Source organism: Bradyrhizobium jicamae (assembly GCF_001440395.1).
Lineage (GTDB): Bacteria > Pseudomonadota > Alphaproteobacteria > Rhizobiales > Xanthobacteraceae > Bradyrhizobium > Bradyrhizobium jicamae.
The window spans coordinates 53,954-68,996 of the sequence record NZ_LLXZ01000156.1; the positions used below are offsets into that span (position 1 = coordinate 53,954).

Annotated in this window: 13 protein-coding genes; 2 read left to right on the forward strand and 11 right to left on the reverse strand. The window is 63.8% G+C overall.

Going from position 1 to position 15,043, the window contains the following annotated elements:
• The 3 genes from CQ12_RS25500 to CQ12_RS25510 form a co-directional block, all read right to left on the reverse strand.
• Positions 1-755: fumarylacetoacetate hydrolase family protein (locus tag CQ12_RS25500; RefSeq protein ID WP_057838044.1), on the reverse strand; the 755-nt coding region annotated here is incomplete at its 3' end.
• A gap of 14 nt (positions 756-769) precedes the next feature.
• Positions 770-2,137, reverse strand: coding sequence for an LLM class flavin-dependent oxidoreductase (locus CQ12_RS25505; RefSeq protein ID WP_057838045.1), 1,368 nt, complete (start codon positions 2,135-2,137; stop codon positions 770-772).
• 31 nt (positions 2,138-2,168) lie between these two features.
• Positions 2,169-3,221 (reverse strand): Ldh family oxidoreductase, encoded by a 1,053-nt coding sequence (locus tag CQ12_RS25510; protein ID WP_057838046.1) that lies wholly within the window; start codon positions 3,219-3,221, stop codon positions 2,169-2,171.
• Positions 3,222-3,572: 351 nt separating this feature from the next.
• Between CQ12_RS25510 and CQ12_RS25515 the strand changes: the two genes are divergently transcribed.
• Positions 3,573-7,661, forward strand: coding sequence for a bifunctional diguanylate cyclase/phosphodiesterase (locus CQ12_RS25515; RefSeq protein ID WP_057838107.1), 4,089 nt, complete (start codon positions 3,573-3,575; stop codon positions 7,659-7,661).
• 43 nt (positions 7,662-7,704) lie between these two features.
• Here the strand turns inward: CQ12_RS25515 and CQ12_RS25520 are convergent, their stop codons facing one another.
• From CQ12_RS25520 to CQ12_RS25530, 3 genes are all read right to left on the reverse strand, one after another.
• The gene (locus CQ12_RS25520; protein WP_245310135.1) at positions 7,705-7,980 is read right to left on the reverse strand and encodes a hypothetical protein; all 276 of its coding nucleotides are present in this window, start codon (positions 7,978-7,980) and stop codon (positions 7,705-7,707) included.
• A 61-nt stretch (positions 7,981-8,041) separates the two neighbouring features.
• On the reverse strand, positions 8,042-8,281 hold the full coding sequence (locus CQ12_RS25525; RefSeq protein ID WP_057838047.1) for a DUF2171 domain-containing protein: 240 nt from the start codon (positions 8,279-8,281) through the stop codon (positions 8,042-8,044).
• 62 nt (positions 8,282-8,343) lie between these two features.
• On the reverse strand, positions 8,344-8,811 hold the full coding sequence (locus tag CQ12_RS25530) for a cupin domain-containing protein (protein WP_063799814.1): 468 nt from the start codon (positions 8,809-8,811) through the stop codon (positions 8,344-8,346).
• Between the two features lie 211 nt (positions 8,812-9,022).
• Here CQ12_RS25530 and CQ12_RS25535 point away from each other — a divergent pair, with 211 nt between their 5' ends.
• Positions 9,023-9,625, forward strand: coding sequence for a 3-keto-disaccharide hydrolase (locus CQ12_RS25535; protein WP_057838048.1), 603 nt, complete (start codon positions 9,023-9,025; stop codon positions 9,623-9,625).
• 58 nt (positions 9,626-9,683) lie between these two features.
• On the opposite strand, the gene galE is transcribed toward CQ12_RS25535, so the two are convergent.
• The 5 genes from galE to CQ12_RS25555 are packed head-to-tail and all read right to left on the reverse strand — an operon-like array spanning position 9,684 to position 15,040.
• A complete protein-coding gene (gene galE / locus CQ12_RS25540) occupies positions 9,684-10,688 on the reverse strand; it encodes a UDP-glucose 4-epimerase GalE (RefSeq protein ID WP_057838049.1) in 1,005 nt (334 codons plus the stop codon).
• On the reverse strand, positions 10,685-11,509 hold the full coding sequence (locus CQ12_RS25545) for a WecB/TagA/CpsF family glycosyltransferase (protein ID WP_057838050.1): 825 nt from the start codon (positions 11,507-11,509) through the stop codon (positions 10,685-10,687). Before CQ12_RS25545 ends, galE begins: the two co-directional genes overlap by 4 nt.
• Positions 11,502-13,787 (reverse strand): GumC family protein, encoded by a 2,286-nt coding sequence (locus tag CQ12_RS25550; protein ID WP_057838051.1) that lies wholly within the window; start codon positions 13,785-13,787, stop codon positions 11,502-11,504. The genes CQ12_RS25545 and CQ12_RS25550 overlap by 8 nt, the downstream gene beginning before the upstream one ends.
• The gene (locus CQ12_RS44200) at positions 13,774-14,238 is read right to left on the reverse strand and encodes a hypothetical protein (RefSeq protein ID WP_157088495.1); all 465 of its coding nucleotides are present in this window, start codon (positions 14,236-14,238) and stop codon (positions 13,774-13,776) included. Before CQ12_RS44200 ends, CQ12_RS25550 begins: the two co-directional genes overlap by 14 nt.
• 4 nt (positions 14,239-14,242) lie before the next feature.
• A complete protein-coding gene (locus tag CQ12_RS25555) occupies positions 14,243-15,040 on the reverse strand; it encodes a class I SAM-dependent methyltransferase (RefSeq protein ID WP_057838109.1) in 798 nt (265 codons plus the stop codon).
• Positions 15,041-15,043: the final 3 nt, after the last annotated feature.

The following is a 15,043-nucleotide window of genomic DNA, read 5'->3' on the forward strand; positions in this document are numbered from 1 at the left end:
AACGTTCCGATCCCGGTGAGGTCGATCTCGACCACGTCGCCGGCTTTCAGGTCAGGCGAGGTGCCGTCGGTTCCCATCCAGATCACGTCGCCCGGCGACAGCGTGAAATATTTGGAGAGCTCGACCAAGAACGGCACGACCCCAAAAATCATGTCGTTGGTGCGGAAGCGGCCGGTCTCCTTGCCGTTGACGCGGATCACGGTTTCCATCTTGTCGAGATCGACATCGGTCTCGATCCACGGCCCCATCGGCTTGAAAGTGTCGGCGTTCTTGGAGCGCCACAGGCTGCGGTCGGCCTTCTGCCAGGTGCGTTCGCTGACGTCGTTGCCGATGGTGTAGCCGAACACGCAATCCATCGCGTTGGCTTCGGTGAGGTGCTTTGCCTTCTTGCCGATGACGACCACCAATTCGCCCTCATAGTGGATCTTTTCGGTCGCGCTCGCCGGGATCACCACGTCCTCGTCATGGGCGATCAACGCGTTCTGCGCGCGATAGCCGATCTCGGGCCTGTCGGGCACGTTCGGCACCGTGCCGGCCTTGTCGGCGGCTTCCTTGAGATGCTTGAGGTAGTTCAAGCCGACGCAATAGAAGGTGCGCGGAATCAGCGGCAGCTCGATCTTCACGTCCTTCAGCGCATGCGACTGTGTTCCGCGCTGCCATTCGACGAACGGATCGCCATTGATGGCGATCACCTTGTCGCCCTCGACGATTCCCCAGGATGTCTTGCCGGCGGCGGTGAATTTCAGCCAACGCATGGTTCTTCCTTTTCTTATTCGGCGGCAACCCGCGGACTGGCTTTCCAGGCGCCCGCGGCAGGAAGCTTCAGGCCGAGATTCTCGCGCAGCGTCTTGCCGGCGTAATCCCTGTGAAACAGCCCGCGGCGCTGCAATTCCGGCACCACGTGCCTGACGAAATCGGCATAGGAGCCGGGCACGATGGTGGCGGCGATGACAAAGCCGTCGCAGCCACGCTCGACGAACATCTCTTCGAGTTTGTCCGCGATCTCCTTCGGGCCGCCGACGATCGCGTCATGGACCTGGCCGCGGCCGGAGAAGGTGACGAAGTCGCGCGCACTGGGATTGCTCTTCCCCGATGCCTTGAGCACGCCGTCGCGAATGCCGAGGATACCTTGCATGCTCTTGAGCTCTTCTGATGTCAGCGGCTCGTCGAGCGGTTTTGACGCGAAATCGTAGTTGAGCGCTTCCGCCAGCAGCGACAGCGCATCGATTTCCAGCGGCAGCTTGTTGATAACAGCCATCTTGTCCTCGGCCTCAGCCTTGGTTGCGCCGCAGACGGGCGTGGTGAGGTTGCAGAGGAACATCTGGTCGGGGTCGCGGCCGGCCTTTGCCGCTTCGTTGCGCACCGCCGCATAGCCTTCCTTGGCGGCGGTGACGTTGCGCGCGGCCGTGAAGATCACCTCGCCCCATCGCCCGGCAAAGCGCTGGCCGCGGCCGGATGCGCCGGCCTGGATGATAACGGGGTGGCCCTGCGCCGAACGGGGGACGGTGAACGGACCGCGCGACTTGAAGAATTGCCCCTTGTGGTCGAGCCGTTTCACCTTGGCGGGATCGGCGAAGCGGCCGCTCTTCTTGTCCATGACCAAGGAGCCATCTTCCCAGGTGTCCCAATGTCCGAGCACGACTTCCATGAATTCGTCGGCGCGATCGTAGCGGAAGTCATGTTCGAGGTGCGCGTCCTTGCCCATGTTCTGCGCCTCGCCGTCATTGAGCGAGGTGACGACATTCCAGCCCGCGCGTCCGCCCGACATCAAATCGAGCGTGGCGAAGCGGCGCGCGACGTCGAACGGCTCGTAATAGGTGGTCGAACAGGTCGATCCCAGCCCGAGCTTTTCGGTGACCATGCCCATCGTGGTCAGCACGATCAACGGGTCCATCTTCACGCAGCGGATGCCGTATTCGACGGTGTGGGCGTGGTCGTTGCCGTAGCGGTCCGGCATCGCCAGGCGGTCGTCGAAGAACGCCATGTGGAACTTGCCGGCTTCGAGAATCCGGGCGATCTCCTGGTAGTAATCGGCTGACATCGAATCGTCGCGCGATTCCGGGTGGCGCCACGAGCTCGGCAGGTTGGTGCAGTTCTGCGCCTGCAAAAATCCCACCAGCGCCATTTGCCGTGTCATGCCGTTCTCCTGGTGCGCGCGGGATTGGTTTTCATTTCAGGTCGAGTTCGGCGGCGAGCTTGTAATCGGTGGCGAGCGCCTTCAGCCTGTCCCAGGTAGTGTCCTCGACCTCGATGCCGTCGCGCCTGCGCTGCTGCTCGCGGATATGTTCGATCTCGCCGGGATAGAACACGCCGGGCGAGCCTTCCGATGGCGGCGTCGATTTGAGGTAGCGCGCGAACTCGCCGACTTCCTTCTCGAAATCCTTCAGTGGGCGGAAGGCCGCGACGTTGAACACCGCCATGAAACATCCGTCATTGTGCCGGCCGGTCGGCTCGACGCCAAAACCCAGGCCGGTGAGCAGGCCGCACAGCACTTCCACCATCGCGGCGAGCCCGCTTCCCTTGTAACCCTCGCTGCCGCCGAGCGGCAGCAGCGCGCCGCCCTTGCGATATTGCGTGGGATCGGTGGTGTGCCGCCCCTCGGCGTCGATGATCCACCCCTGCGGGATCTGTTCGCCGCGCGCGACCGACAGCGCAATCTTGCCGGCCGCGACCGCCGAGGTCGCCATGTCCAGGTAGAACGGCGCGTCGAGATCGGACGGCACCGCGATCGAGATCGGGTTGGTGCCGAGCCTTGCCTCACGTCCGCCGAACGGCGCGACATGTTTCGGTGAGCGTCCGGAATCGGCGGCGGCAATGCCGATCATGCCCGCCCGCATCGCCATCAAGGGATAGGCGGCGAGCCGCCCGACATGGCTCTGGCGGAACACCGTGCAGGCGGCGACGTTGGCGGTCTTCGCCTTCTCGATCGTCAGCGCCATCGCCTTGGCGTTGACATGAAAGCCGAACCCCCAATGGCCGTCGATCACGGTCGTGGTCGGCGATTCCTGGACGATGGTCCATTTTGCGCCGGGCACGATATGGCCCGCCTTGATGCGGTCGATATAGGTCGGGATCGCGATCACGCCGTGCGAGTCATGGCCGGCGAGGTTGGCGTTGACGCAGCCGACCGCTACCGCATCGGCTTCCTCATTCGAAGCCCCGGCAGCCTTGAGCAGCGCCGCGCCGATGCGCGTGAGACGGTCGGCCTGGACCATCGGCATGGCAATTTCCTCGCCCTTTGACGCCCGCGCGAATGGCGGGTCTTGCTTGACGCCGGCATGCTCTCAAAGCGGGGGCGGCAGGGCAAGCGTGGAAATATCCTGTTAGCCATGCTGCGGACACGGCTCTGGCGTGCCGGGGATTTCCATTCCAGGAAATTCGGCCCCATGCCCGCCGGCGGTATGGCTTACAAATCGTGAAAGTACCGTAGTTATCCTGAGCGGCGTCAATTGCCGTTGGTTTGACATTTACTGTGATTAGCAACGGCTACCGCCAATAACGAGCATTTAGGCCCCTTGCACGCATAAAATCCGCGGGGGCAGCCCGGCGCTGCCGGCAGGAGCTTGGGGACGGTGAATACCGATATCGCGCGTACGCTCGCGGCGTTGAATGCGACCAACGAAGCGATTCTGTACGCCAAATCGCCCGAAGAACTGTACGCGAAGGTCTGCGAAGCCGCGTTCTCGGTCGGCGACTTTCTGGCCGTAGCAGTTTTCTTGCTGGAAGAGGAAACCAATCTTCTGCGTTTCGCCGCCGGCTGCGGCGATGACGTTCCCCGCCTGCGCAGCATCGACATTTCCGTCGTGGCCGGTACGCCCGAGGGATCCGGGGTTTCCGGGGACGCGTTCCGCAACCAGCGCGTATGCGTCAGCAATGATTTCCTGAACGACGCACGCTCGCTCCCCTGGCGCGACGGCGCCAAGGCCAACCAGGTGGGCGCGGCGGCTGCGCTGCCGCTGCTCTCCAACGGCAAGAGCGTCGGTGTGCTGCTGGTTTCGCGGCGCGAGGCGCACTCGATCGACGGCCAGCTCGTCGCGATGCTGGAGCGGGTGTCGGCGAACATTTCGTTCGCGCTCGACAATTTCGACCATGAGGACGCGCGCAAGAACGGCGAGCGCACCATGCGGCGTCTGAACCGGATGTTCGGTGCCATCAGCGCGACCAACGAAGCCATTCTTCGCGCCAAGACCGAACAGGAACTCTACCAGCGTGTTTGCGACGCCGCGGTTCACAGCGGAAAGTCCGCCGCGACGGTGGTCCTGCTGGCGCAGCCCGACTCGATCTGGCTGAAGCCGGTCGCAGGCACCGGCGCCATTGTCGAACAGATCATGCGCGCGCCGTTCTCGATCGACGCGAGCAATCCGTATGGAACGGGTGTCTGCGGCAAGGCCTTCCGGACCCAGCAGCCGTCGGTCAACAACAATATCCTCAAGTCGACGCAGGGACAGCCCTGGCACCAGGCCGCGCGCGAAACCGGCGTCACCGCCTGCGTCGCCGTTCCCCTGATCAAGGCCGACGAGAGCATCGGCGTGCTGCTGTTCTTTGTCGGAAAGCTGTGGGCGGAGGACGAAGAGATCGTCGCGCTGATGGCGCGGATCGCGGAGAACGTTTCGTTTGCGCTGGACAATTTCGACCGGACCAGCGCAAAGGCGTGGGCCGACGCACAAAAGGAACGGCTGGCGCGCATGCTGGCGGCGCTCAGCGCGACCAACGAAGCGATCGTTCGCGCGACGTCGCGGACGGAACTATTCGAGCTGGTATGCGAAGCTGCCGCAAAGGGCGGCCGGTTCAATTCGACCAGCATTCTTCTCGCCCGTTCGGACAGCGACTATACCGACATGGTCGCCGTGGCGGGACCGACCGCCGCCAACATGCGGCGGGTGAGGGTTTCGACCAACGCGGATCATCCGGAAGGGCGCGGGCTGTGCGGCAACGCCTTCCGTTCCCGCCAGGCCTGCATCGCCAACGACCTGCGTGCCGATCCGCGCGGGTCGGCCTTTCACCAGTTCATTCACAGCGACGGCGCCATGTCGGGCGCGGCGTTCCCGCTGATGGTTTCCGGCCAGCCGGCCGGCGTTATGTTCTTCATTTCCTCCGAGAAGAATACGTTCACGCCCGAATTCGCCGAACTGCTGCAACGGCTCACGGAGAATGTGTCGTTCGCGCTGGAGAATTTCGACAGGGCCGACGAGAAGGCGAAGACCGAAAGCCAGAAAGAGCGCCTGACGCGGATGTTCGCCTCGCTGAGCGCAACCAACGAAGCCATCATGCGGGCCAAATCCCGCGACGAGCTGTTCGATCTGGTCTGCGAAGCCGCCGCGGGCGGCGGCAGGTTTACTTCCACCACCATTGCACTGGCCGAACCCGGCAGCGACCTTCTCAGAATCGTCGCTGCCTCGGGCCCGGCGGCCGAGACGACACGGCATGTCAGGTTGTCGGTGGATGAAAACCGCCCCGAGGGCCGTGGACTCAGCGGAACGGCGTTTCGAACCAGGCGTCCCTGCATCACCAATGATTATGTGACCGATCAGCGCGTCGCCGCTTTCCAGGCCGTCGTCGGCACCTATGGCGCCCAGTCAGGCGCCGCCTTTCCGCTGCTGGTTCGCGGCGCGCCGGTCGGCGTCATGATTTACATGTCCCTGGACAGGGACACTTTTACCCCGGAATTTTCCGAGTTGCTGCAGCGACTGGCCGACAATGTATCGTTCGCTCTGGAGAATTTCGACCGTGCCGACGACAAGGCGCGGACCGAGATCCAGAAAGAGCGCCTGACGCGCATGCTGGCGGCGCTGAGCGCGACCAACGAGGCGATCGTTCGCGCCTCGTCGCGGCCGGAACTGTTCGAACTGGTATGCGAAGCGGCGGCGAAAGGAGGCAAGTTTACCTTGACCTCCATCGCGCTGACAAAACCCCACAGCGAATTTCTCGACGTGGTGGCTGCCGCCGGTCCGACCGCCTCAAGCGCGCGCCAGGCTACGATATCGACCAGCGAGGCGCGCCCGGAGGGGCGTGGGCTCTGTGGTTCGGCGATACGTTCACGCCAGGCCTGCATCATCAACGACTACCTTGCTGATTCGCGCGCCACGGCGTTTCACGGCACCGCGCGCAATGACGGCACGAACTCCGGCGCCTCATTTCCCCTGCTGGTGCGAGGACAGGTCGTCGGCGTGATGTCTTTCATGTCGATGGACAAGGATACGTTCACGCCCGAGTTCGCGGAGCTGCTACAGCGGCTCGTCGACAACGTGTCATTCGCGCTGGAGAACTTCGATCGCGCGGATGAAAAGACCCGCGCGGACGAGCGGATCGAGTATCTGGCCTCGCACGACAGCCTGACCAACCTGCCGAACCGCGAAATGTTCAACGGCATGCTTCGCCGCGCGATCGATGCGGCTGCACGTTACCAGCGGCAGTTTGCGCTGCTGTTCATCGACCTCGACAGGTTCAAGGTCATCAACGATTCGCTGGGCCACGACGCCGGCGACATGCTGCTGGTGGAAATCGGCGGCAGGCTGCGCCGCGCGCTGCGTTCGAGCGATGTGGTGGCGCGGCTCGGCGGCGACGAGTTCGTGGTCATTCTGGAGCAGGCGGCCGAGCGTAAGGAGGTGGAGCGGATCAGCAGCGAACTGCTTTCCGTGCTCAGCCAACCGCTGCAGCTCAGCGGCCACGAATGCCACACCACCGCCTCGATCGGGATCGCGATGTATCCGTTCGACGGCATCGACATTCAGACGCTGACCAAGAATGCCGACATGGCGATGTACCTCGCCAAGGAGGACGGCAAGAACGGCTTCCGCTTCTTCACCAAGGAGATCAAGACCCAGTCGATCGAGCGCCTGACGCTGGAGAGCGCCCTGCGCCGCGCGCTGGAGCGTGACCAGTTCTCGCTGCATTATCAGCCGAAGATCGACATGGCGAGTGGCCAGATCACCGGCGTCGAGGCGCTGTTGCGCTGGGTTCATCCTGAACTCGGCGCCGTCTCGCCGGGGCAGTTCATCCCGCTGGCCGAGGAAACCGGGCTGATCGTCCCGATCGGCCGCTGGGTGCTCGCGGAAGCCTGCGCGCAGAACATGGCCTGGCAGCGCCGCGGCCTGCGGCCGGTGACGATGGCCGTCAACCTGTCGCCGCGGCAATTCGCCGATTCGAATCTGCTGCACGACGTCGACGAGGCGCTGCTGGCAAGCGGCATGTCGCCGGTGCTGCTGCAGCTCGAAGTCACCGAAAGCATGGTGATGCGGAACGTCTCGCGCGCCATCAAGATACTCGACGCGATCCAGAGCCGCGGCATTCGCCTGGCAATCGACGATTTCGGCACCGGCTATTCGTCGATGTCGCTGATGAAGCAATTTCCGATCGACACGATCAAGATCGATCGCTCCTTCGTGCGCGACCTGCCGGTCGATTCCGAAGACCAGGCCATTACGCAGGCGATCATCAGCATGGGCAAGGCACTCGGCATGACGGTCATTGCCGAGGGTGTCGAGACCGTGGAGCAGGAGACTTTCCTGCGCAATCACGCCTGCGACGAAATGCAGGGTTTTCTGTTCTCCAAGCCGCTGCCCGCACAGCAGATGGCGGATCTGCTTCGTGCCGAACCGCGGCTCGCCTCGCCGCCGCTGCAGCCGGAAGCAGGCTCAGGGCTGGAAAGCACTGTCGTCTGACGGCTGCGGGTGCAGTTCGCGCACGACCTTTGCGTCGGCAATTTCAAGTCTTGCGGGGGAAGTCGTATGGCCAGGGCAGGGAGCTTTGTCCCGCGAACGCCTTGAGGAAGACTTCGGCCCCGGCGGCATACGTCGCGTCATCGCGCAGGCCGAGCTCGGCACACCATTCCGCCGGCAAGGGGTGCGGCGCGTTGCGCAACGCCATTGCCGGTCCCCACCACCACGCCGGGGCGGGCGACCGTTCCTTTTCCGGAACGGCCCGCCACCGCGCGTATTCGCCGATCATGCGTTCGAATTGTAGTCGCGCCGCCGGATGCATCCTGTCTCCTGACGCCGGATGATAGCCGTATCCTTACGCCGCGCAAATGCGTGTCAGCCGGTCACTGTCGGCCATGCTGCCAGTGCGAGGTCACGTCCGCGCCCGACTTGTTGAGGTGGACATGCTGATCGACATGGTCGACCCATGACACCGGAATGAAGTGGTGGTGCTGCCCATCGGGCGAACTCTGCTTGGTCAGCTTGATCTTGTCGGTTCCTTCCATGTGGTCGACCTTGCCGACCGTCTTCTTGTCCGACGAGATGACGTCCATGTGTTCCTTGATCTGTTCGGTAACAGCCATGTTTCATATCCGTAAGATTGTTGGGAACATGAAACGCGCCGTCGTCGAAATGGTTGCTGCGGCTATTTCTCTTCCGCCGCCGTCGAGGTCGCCGGATCCTCGCCCATGATCAGCAGCACGGCGTCCTCATCCTTGGCGCCGTCCCAGTGCACCTGCTTGCCGAAATGCGTGACGAAACTGCCGGCCGGCATCGGCGTCGAGTTGGCCGGGTCGAATTTCGGCCCCGAGCCGACCCACCACGTGCCTTGCAGCACGACGATGTAGCGATCGTTGGGGTGAAAGTGCGGGCGGCTGAAATGATTGCCCTTGGTCCATCTGTTGTACACCATGTAGAAGCCGGGCTTTGAGGGATCGCCGACCACGACGGCGCTCTGCGCGCCGGCCGGATTGACAGGGCCCCAGGGGATCTGGTCCGGCAGCTTGTAGATGACGGCGGCCGGATTGAGTTCCGCCGCGGCGCCGATGCCGGTCATCGCGGTCAGCGCCAGCAGCGTCGTGAGGTATCGCCAGGGCCGTCTTGCCAGCTTCATGGATTTCTCCCTCGATCGGCTCGATCAGAGCTGCCTGCCCACGCTAACTGGTCCTGTTCTTCGGACACAAGGCGTGCATCTGCATGCGTGGCCGGCGGCTTGCGAGATGCGGCGCGTACAACGCAACTGCAGCATGAAAAACGGATTTACGCCCGACATTGTGATGCTAGGTTGCCGCCCAACCAAAAGCAGCCATGGGAGGGCTACGTTCATGAAGCGTTTGTCGATACTTGCGGCCGGCCTGTTGATGGGCGCGGCCGCCGTTCAATTTTCCAGCGTGGCGTCCGGCCAGAGCGATGGCTGGGTGACGCTCGTCGACGGCACCAAGATGGGTGACTGGACCGAAGTCGGAAAAGCCAATTGGGCGATGAAGGACGGCGCGCTGGTCGCGGACAAGATCACCGAGGGCAAGGATCCCTCCTATCTCGTCAGCAAGAACTCGTACAAGGACTTCGAGATGAAGGTCGAGTTCTGGGCCGACGATGACGCCAACAGCGGAATCTTCATTCGCTGCGACCAGTCGGGAAAGATCGACGCCAAGATCTGCTACGAGGTCAACATCTTCGACAAGCGGCCCGATCCGACCTACGGCACCGGCGCCATCGTCGATGTGGCCAAGGTCGATCCGATGCCGAAGGCGGGCGGCAAATGGAACACGTTCGAAATCACCGCCAAGGGCCCTCAGCTCGTCGTCGTGCTCAACGGCCAGAAGACCGTCGATGTCCAGGACTCAAAACATGCCGGCGGCCCGTTCGCCCTGCAATACGGCGCTGGCGTGATCAAGTTCCGCAAGGTGCAGATCAAGTCGCTGTAGGTCGTAGCGATTGCATAACACCGGCGCTGAAGCGCATCGTCATGGCCGGGCTTGTGGATCAACCAGGCGCACCCGTCTTCAACGGGTGCGCCTTCTTGTGCCAGGCCCAGGCGGTGCGAATGATCGTCGCAAGATCCGAATGGACGGGATTGAACTTCAGCGTCGCGCGAGCCGCGGAGGGATCGGCGACCAGATAGGTCGGGTCGCCTGATCGCCGCGGTTTGACGACGTGCGGGACTTCGCGGCCAGTCTCCGCCGCAATCGCCGCGAGAATCTGGCGCACCGAGAACCCGTTGCCGGTGCCGAGATTGAAGGCGCCGCCGGAATGGCCTTCCAAGAGCAGCTTCAGCGCCAGCACGTGGGCGGCCGCCAGATCGGTCACGTGGATGTAGTCGCGGATCGCCGTTCCGTCCGGTGTGTCGTAATCGTCGCCGAACACGGCGAAATCAGGTACATGCCCCTGCAACGCCATCATGGCGCGGGGAATCAGATGTGTCTCCACGTCGCGCAACTCGCCGATGCCGCCGGCAGAATCGGCGCCCGCGGCGTTGAAGTAGCGCAGCGCGAACGAGCCGAGGCCATAGGCTGAGCGATAATCCGCCAGCACGCGCTCGATCATCCATTTCGAGGCGCCATAGGGATTGATCGGCACGCAGGGATAGTCCTCGCGCAGCGCCTGGCTGTCGGCATTGCCATAGACCGCGCCGGTCGATGAAAACACCAGGCGGTCGCAGCCGGCTTCTCGCATGGTCGCGAGCAGCGACAGCGTGCCGGCGAGATTGTTGGCGTAGTATTTCTGCGGGTCGGAAACGGATTCGCCGACCAGGCTCGACGCGGCAAAATGCATGACCGCCACGATGTCATGCTCGGCAAAGGTCCGCGCCAGCGTCGCCTTGTCGGCGATGTCGCCGACGACGAGCGGGCCCGAGGCGAAGCTGCGATGGCCGGTCGAAAGATTGTCGTAGGTGACGGGCAGGTAGCCCGCCGCATCCAATGCCCTGCAGCAGTGCGAGCCGATATAGCCGGCGCCGCCGGTGACGAGAATGGCTGGACGGTCGCTCATCGGTTGTGTGTCCCGTCGATGTCCGCCGATCGGCTCCTGTTCAGCAACAGATAGAGCGCGCGCGGATTGGTGGTCAAGTAACGCCAGAACAGCCGTCGCGGCTCCAGCCAGATGCGCCAGACCCATTCGAGGCTGGCTTGCTGCATCCATCGCGGCGCGCGGACGCGGCTGCCCGACAGGAAATTGAACAGCCCGCCCGACGTCTTGATGACGCCGACATTGGTGAGGGCCGGCGTGAAATCCTCGACGAAGGCCTGTTCATAGGGAACGCCGAGCGAAACCCAGAGGTAGTCCGGCGCCAGCGCATTGATCTCGGCGACCTTGGCCCGCAACGCCTCACCGCGAAGATAGCCGTGGCAGCGGCCGACGACCTTGAGATCGGGATATTGCTCGCGGACGCTGGCGACCGCGGCGGCGTTCTCCGCCTCATCCGCCCCGAGCAAGTAGAAGGTCAGGCCGGCCGCCTGCGCCTTGCGGGCGACGACGTGGAACAGGTCGGTGGTCGCGACGCGCTCCGGCAGCGGTGTCCTCGATTTGAACCGCGATACCGTCACCAGCGGCTGGCCGTCGGCATTGATCAGATCGGCAGCCCGGAACAGCCGGTCGGTCATCGGTTCGGTCGAGCAGCGCGCCAGCACCTCGCCATTGGCCGAGGTCAGATAGAGCGGACGATCGGCCTGGCGTTGCGGGAACACCATGTCGATCATGAAGTTCGCGGTCTGCTCGAGATCCAGCACGGCGAGCCGCAACCCGCCCAGCGTGATGCGCGGTATGCTGTCCGTGGCCGCTCGCCCGACGGGATTTGTGCGACGATCAAGCATATTGCTTGTCTCGCTGCTGGCTGACCGTCGGGTTGACTTCGCTGAGGACGACGCCGACGATCTTGCGTTCGTCTCCGCCGAGCGCAGCGATGATGTCTTCCATGTGTTCGTTGATGTCGAGATGCGTAGGCAGAATCCCAACGAGGCCATCGGCGATATCGAGCAGCTTGCGGTCGGCCGGGCCCCACGGCAGAGCCGGCCCGTCGAGAATCACAAGGGCATGGTCACGATCGGAACGGGCCTGCGCAACGGCCCTGCGGATGGCATCGCCGGCTTTGGCGTCGCTGGCAGCGAGCACCGGCAGGATGGAAATTCCGTTGGCGGTCGGAATCGGGTGGGGAGCCTTGGCGCCGATGCCGAGCCAGCCAAAGCGGCTCGGCTCGCTCTTGGCGAGGTGGCTCACCTTGCCCGACAGCGTGCGTTGTTTGAGGTCGGCGTCGATCAACAGCACCTTGGCGCCGTCACGCGCGGCGGCGAGCGCGATGTTCAGCGCGGCGATGCTGCGATCCTGGTCTGCATCTGCGCCGATCACGGCCATCACCGGCAGGGTTTGCTCGCTGGCGCGTCTGGTCAGCGCCCCGCGCATCTCGCGCATGGCGCTGAGCACAGTCATCAGCGGGAAGCCCGCGCGCAGCGTCGGCCAGCCCAGCCGCGTGACGTCGGCGATGCTGTCAGTTGCGAGGATGCCGCCGAGCGTGCGAATCATGTCGGCTTCCTGCAGCTCCAGGATCATCGGCTTTTCGATCAGGCTGACGGCGGTGTGCGGGCGGGGTTCGCCGCCCTTCGCCACCGCCGCCGCGAATTCTTTCAGAGCTTCCGGCGGTGTTTCTTCCGGCCGCGGAAGCGGGCCCGTGCCCATGCCCGGCATCAGCTGGTTGACGGCGACGATCCAGCCGGCGGCGGCGAGCCCGCCAAGGACGAAGCCGATCATCGCCAGCAGGCTCATCGCCGGCGGGAAGGTGCGCCGCTGCGGCACGGTGGCTTCGCCGATGATGCGGGCGTTCGAGGTGTTGAGGCTCTCCTGCTCCTCGGTCTCGCGCGAGCGCTTCAGGAACGACTGATAGACGTCGCGGCTGGCCTCGACGTCGCGTTCGAGTTCGCGCAGGCGAACCGAGGCCTGGCTCATCTGGACGCTTTGGCTCTTCTGGGTTTCCAGCGCCTTGTTGAGTGAAGCTTCATAGTCGCGGGCGCGGACCAGGTCGTTCCTCGCGGCCTGGGCGAAGCGTTCGACTTCCTCGTTGATGGTTCGGCGCAGATCCTGGACCTGTTGTTCCACCTGGCGCAACGCCGGGTGTCGCGGTCCGAGTTCGGCCTGCAATTCGGCCTGGCGCTTGCGCGCTTCGGCCTGTTGCGCACGCAGATTGGCGATCGTGGGCGATTGCAGCGCCTCCGGAATGGCGCCGACATCGGAGGATGCCTTGCGGCTTGCCTGGATCTGATCGAACTTGGCCTGCGCATCGAGCGTCAGCGCGCGCGCGGCGGCGAGCCGCTGGTTGCTGGCGGAGAGCTGCTGGTCGCTGATCAGCGTGTCCTGGGTGCCGACGAAGTTGTTCTGCGCCTTGTAGACCGCGAGCGTGTTTTCGGCGTTGCGAAGCCGCTCCTGCAACTCCTTCAGCCGGCCGGAAAGATCGCTGGTGGCGCGCCGCGCGGCGGCAGCTTGCGACTGCTTGGATTCGGCGAGATAGGCCTTCGAAATCGCGTTGGCGAGCATCGCCGCCTTGGCCGGCTCATGCGACCAGACGTCGATGTCGACGATGAAGGTGCGGTCGGTCTTCTTGACGTTGATGTGGCGAGTGAGCGCTTCCAGCGCGCTCATCTGAATCTGCTTCTGCTGTTCGGCGGTCGGCCGCAGCTCGACCCCGATCAGGCCGAGCAGCGATCCAACAAGACCCTTGGCGTCGCCGCCGCCGAATTCGGGATCCTTTTCCAGGTTGGTATCGCGGATTACCTGCAGCAGCACGTTGTTCGAGGTGATGACGCGCGCCTGGCTCTCCACCACCATTGCAAGGCCGGACATATCCTGGGCGCGGGGCGTCAACTCGCGATCGACGAGCTGCAATTCGCGGGGATCGACGTAGAGCTGGGCGGAGGCGGTGTATTTCGGCGTCAGGCTCTTGCCGACGGCAATCGCGACGCAGGCGGAGATCAGCGCCGCCGATGCGATCGCGACCTTCCGTTGCCACAGGAGCCGGGTCAGATCGAGCACGCTGAAGCCGGCCGACGCGGTTGCCGCGGCCGGCCTGGCGTCAGGCTTTATCGGCTGGTCATAGATAAACATCGACCCCAGCTTTCATTCGAACTGCCGCACGCATCGGCTGAGGGGTTACTCTTCGGGCTACGCCGGGTGCGCTGGAAAAAAGCGCTGAACAAACGCAACAGGGAAAATTAACCATACTCACCAAGGGACTATCCACTGAAAGGGCAAACAAAGGGTTTAAGCGCGGGCGCATTGCATCGCCTCCGCCAGGGGGCAGGGCCGGAATGTTCCGCCGGGATGCCGCGTCAAGCGCATGCGCGGGCAAAGCGGGCGAGCACCCGTAAGAGCTCGGCCGTTCCGTGACGTCGTGGCCGTGGAAAATTAACCAGCCGTTATTGCTTTGCGTTTCGTCGAACGCACGGTCGCTCCCGACCATCGGCGTGCTGTTGCGCATGCGGAACAGATCGACGCGCAGATGCATCGCCAGCCGGTGGCGGACCTTTGCCCTTGCCTTTGACAACATCGCGTTCATCGTCTCAGCGCTTCCGCAGGATTACATGGTAGTCGCCATGCCGCACGTCGGTGCGGCCGGGCAGGAAGAAGTTCATCACGCGTGCGGCGACATCGACCGGTGCAGCGAACGCTGGCATACGCAGGCGCATCTCGGGGTAGCGCGGGCTCTCATACTGCTTGCGATAGATCATCTGCAGGCCGTGCTGCTCGGCGAACGCTTCCAGATTGGGAAGCGTGACCAGCGGATGGAACAGGGTCGGGAAAGGCGCGTGGCCGGGCAGGCCGGCTTTCTTGTCGCCGCGGACATGGCGGTAGAACCAGACGTGGAACCAGTGCGGCGAGTATTTGGTGACGACGCCGGACAGCGAGCGCGGATTGGGCGCGCCGATCAGGATCATGCCGCTCGGCTTCAGCGCTTCGCAGAAGTTCAGCAGCGCCGCTTCGACATCGGGCACGTGCTCGATCACGTTGTAGCAGATCACGAGGTCGAAACTGTTGGGCTTGAATCGATAGGTCTGGATGTCGCCGAGGATCGCCTTGTGGGCATAGTCGTTGTTGCGGATCTGGTCTTCATCGATATCGACCACGGTGACGTGGGCCCGGTGCAGCACCTTCAGCGGCAGGAAACTGGTCGAGCCGCCGCCGGCCTCGTAGATCGAGAGTTCGCCTTCCGGCAGCGTCGCTTCCAGAATGCGGTGAACGGTGAGCAGACTCTGTCGGGCCTCGCCATGCGCCAGCTCGAGCAGGGCCTGCGGGTGCTGCGCGGCTTCCGCATTGGTGGCTGTCGCCTGCGCGTGTCCGATCGTGACCGCTTCGTTCATCGA

Bases quoted from the DNA above. Each gene is read 5' to 3' on its own strand.
- CQ12_RS25505 (WP_057838045.1), bottom strand. From the start codon at position 2,137: ATGACACGGCAAATGGCGCTGGTGGGATTTTTGCAGGCGCAGAACTGC.
- CQ12_RS25510 (WP_057838046.1), bottom strand. From the start codon at position 3,221: ATGCCGATGGTCCAGGCCGACCGTCTCACGCGCATCGGCGCGGCGCTG.
- CQ12_RS25520 (WP_245310135.1), bottom strand. From the start codon at position 7,980: ATGCATCCGGCGGCGCGACTACAATTCGAACGCATGATCGGCGAATAC.
- CQ12_RS25525 (WP_057838047.1), bottom strand. From the start codon at position 8,281: ATGGCTGTTACCGAACAGATCAAGGAACACATGGACGTCATCTCGTCG.
- CQ12_RS25530 (WP_063799814.1), bottom strand. From the start codon at position 8,811: ATGAAGCTGGCAAGACGGCCCTGGCGATACCTCACGACGCTGCTGGCG.
- CQ12_RS25535 (WP_057838048.1), top strand. From the start codon at position 9,023: ATGAAGCGTTTGTCGATACTTGCGGCCGGCCTGTTGATGGGCGCGGCC.
- galE (WP_057838049.1), bottom strand. From the start codon at position 10,688: ATGAGCGACCGTCCAGCCATTCTCGTCACCGGCGGCGCCGGCTATATC.
- CQ12_RS25545 (WP_057838050.1), bottom strand. From the start codon at position 11,509: ATGCTTGATCGTCGCACAAATCCCGTCGGGCGAGCGGCCACGGACAGC.
- CQ12_RS25550 (WP_057838051.1), bottom strand. From the start codon at position 13,787: ATGTTTATCTATGACCAGCCGATAAAGCCTGACGCCAGGCCGGCCGCG.
- CQ12_RS44200 (WP_157088495.1), bottom strand. From the start codon at position 14,238: ATGAACGCGATGTTGTCAAAGGCAAGGGCAAAGGTCCGCCACCGGCTG.
- CQ12_RS25555 (WP_057838109.1), bottom strand. From the start codon at position 15,040: ATGAACGAAGCGGTCACGATCGGACACGCGCAGGCGACAGCCACCAAT.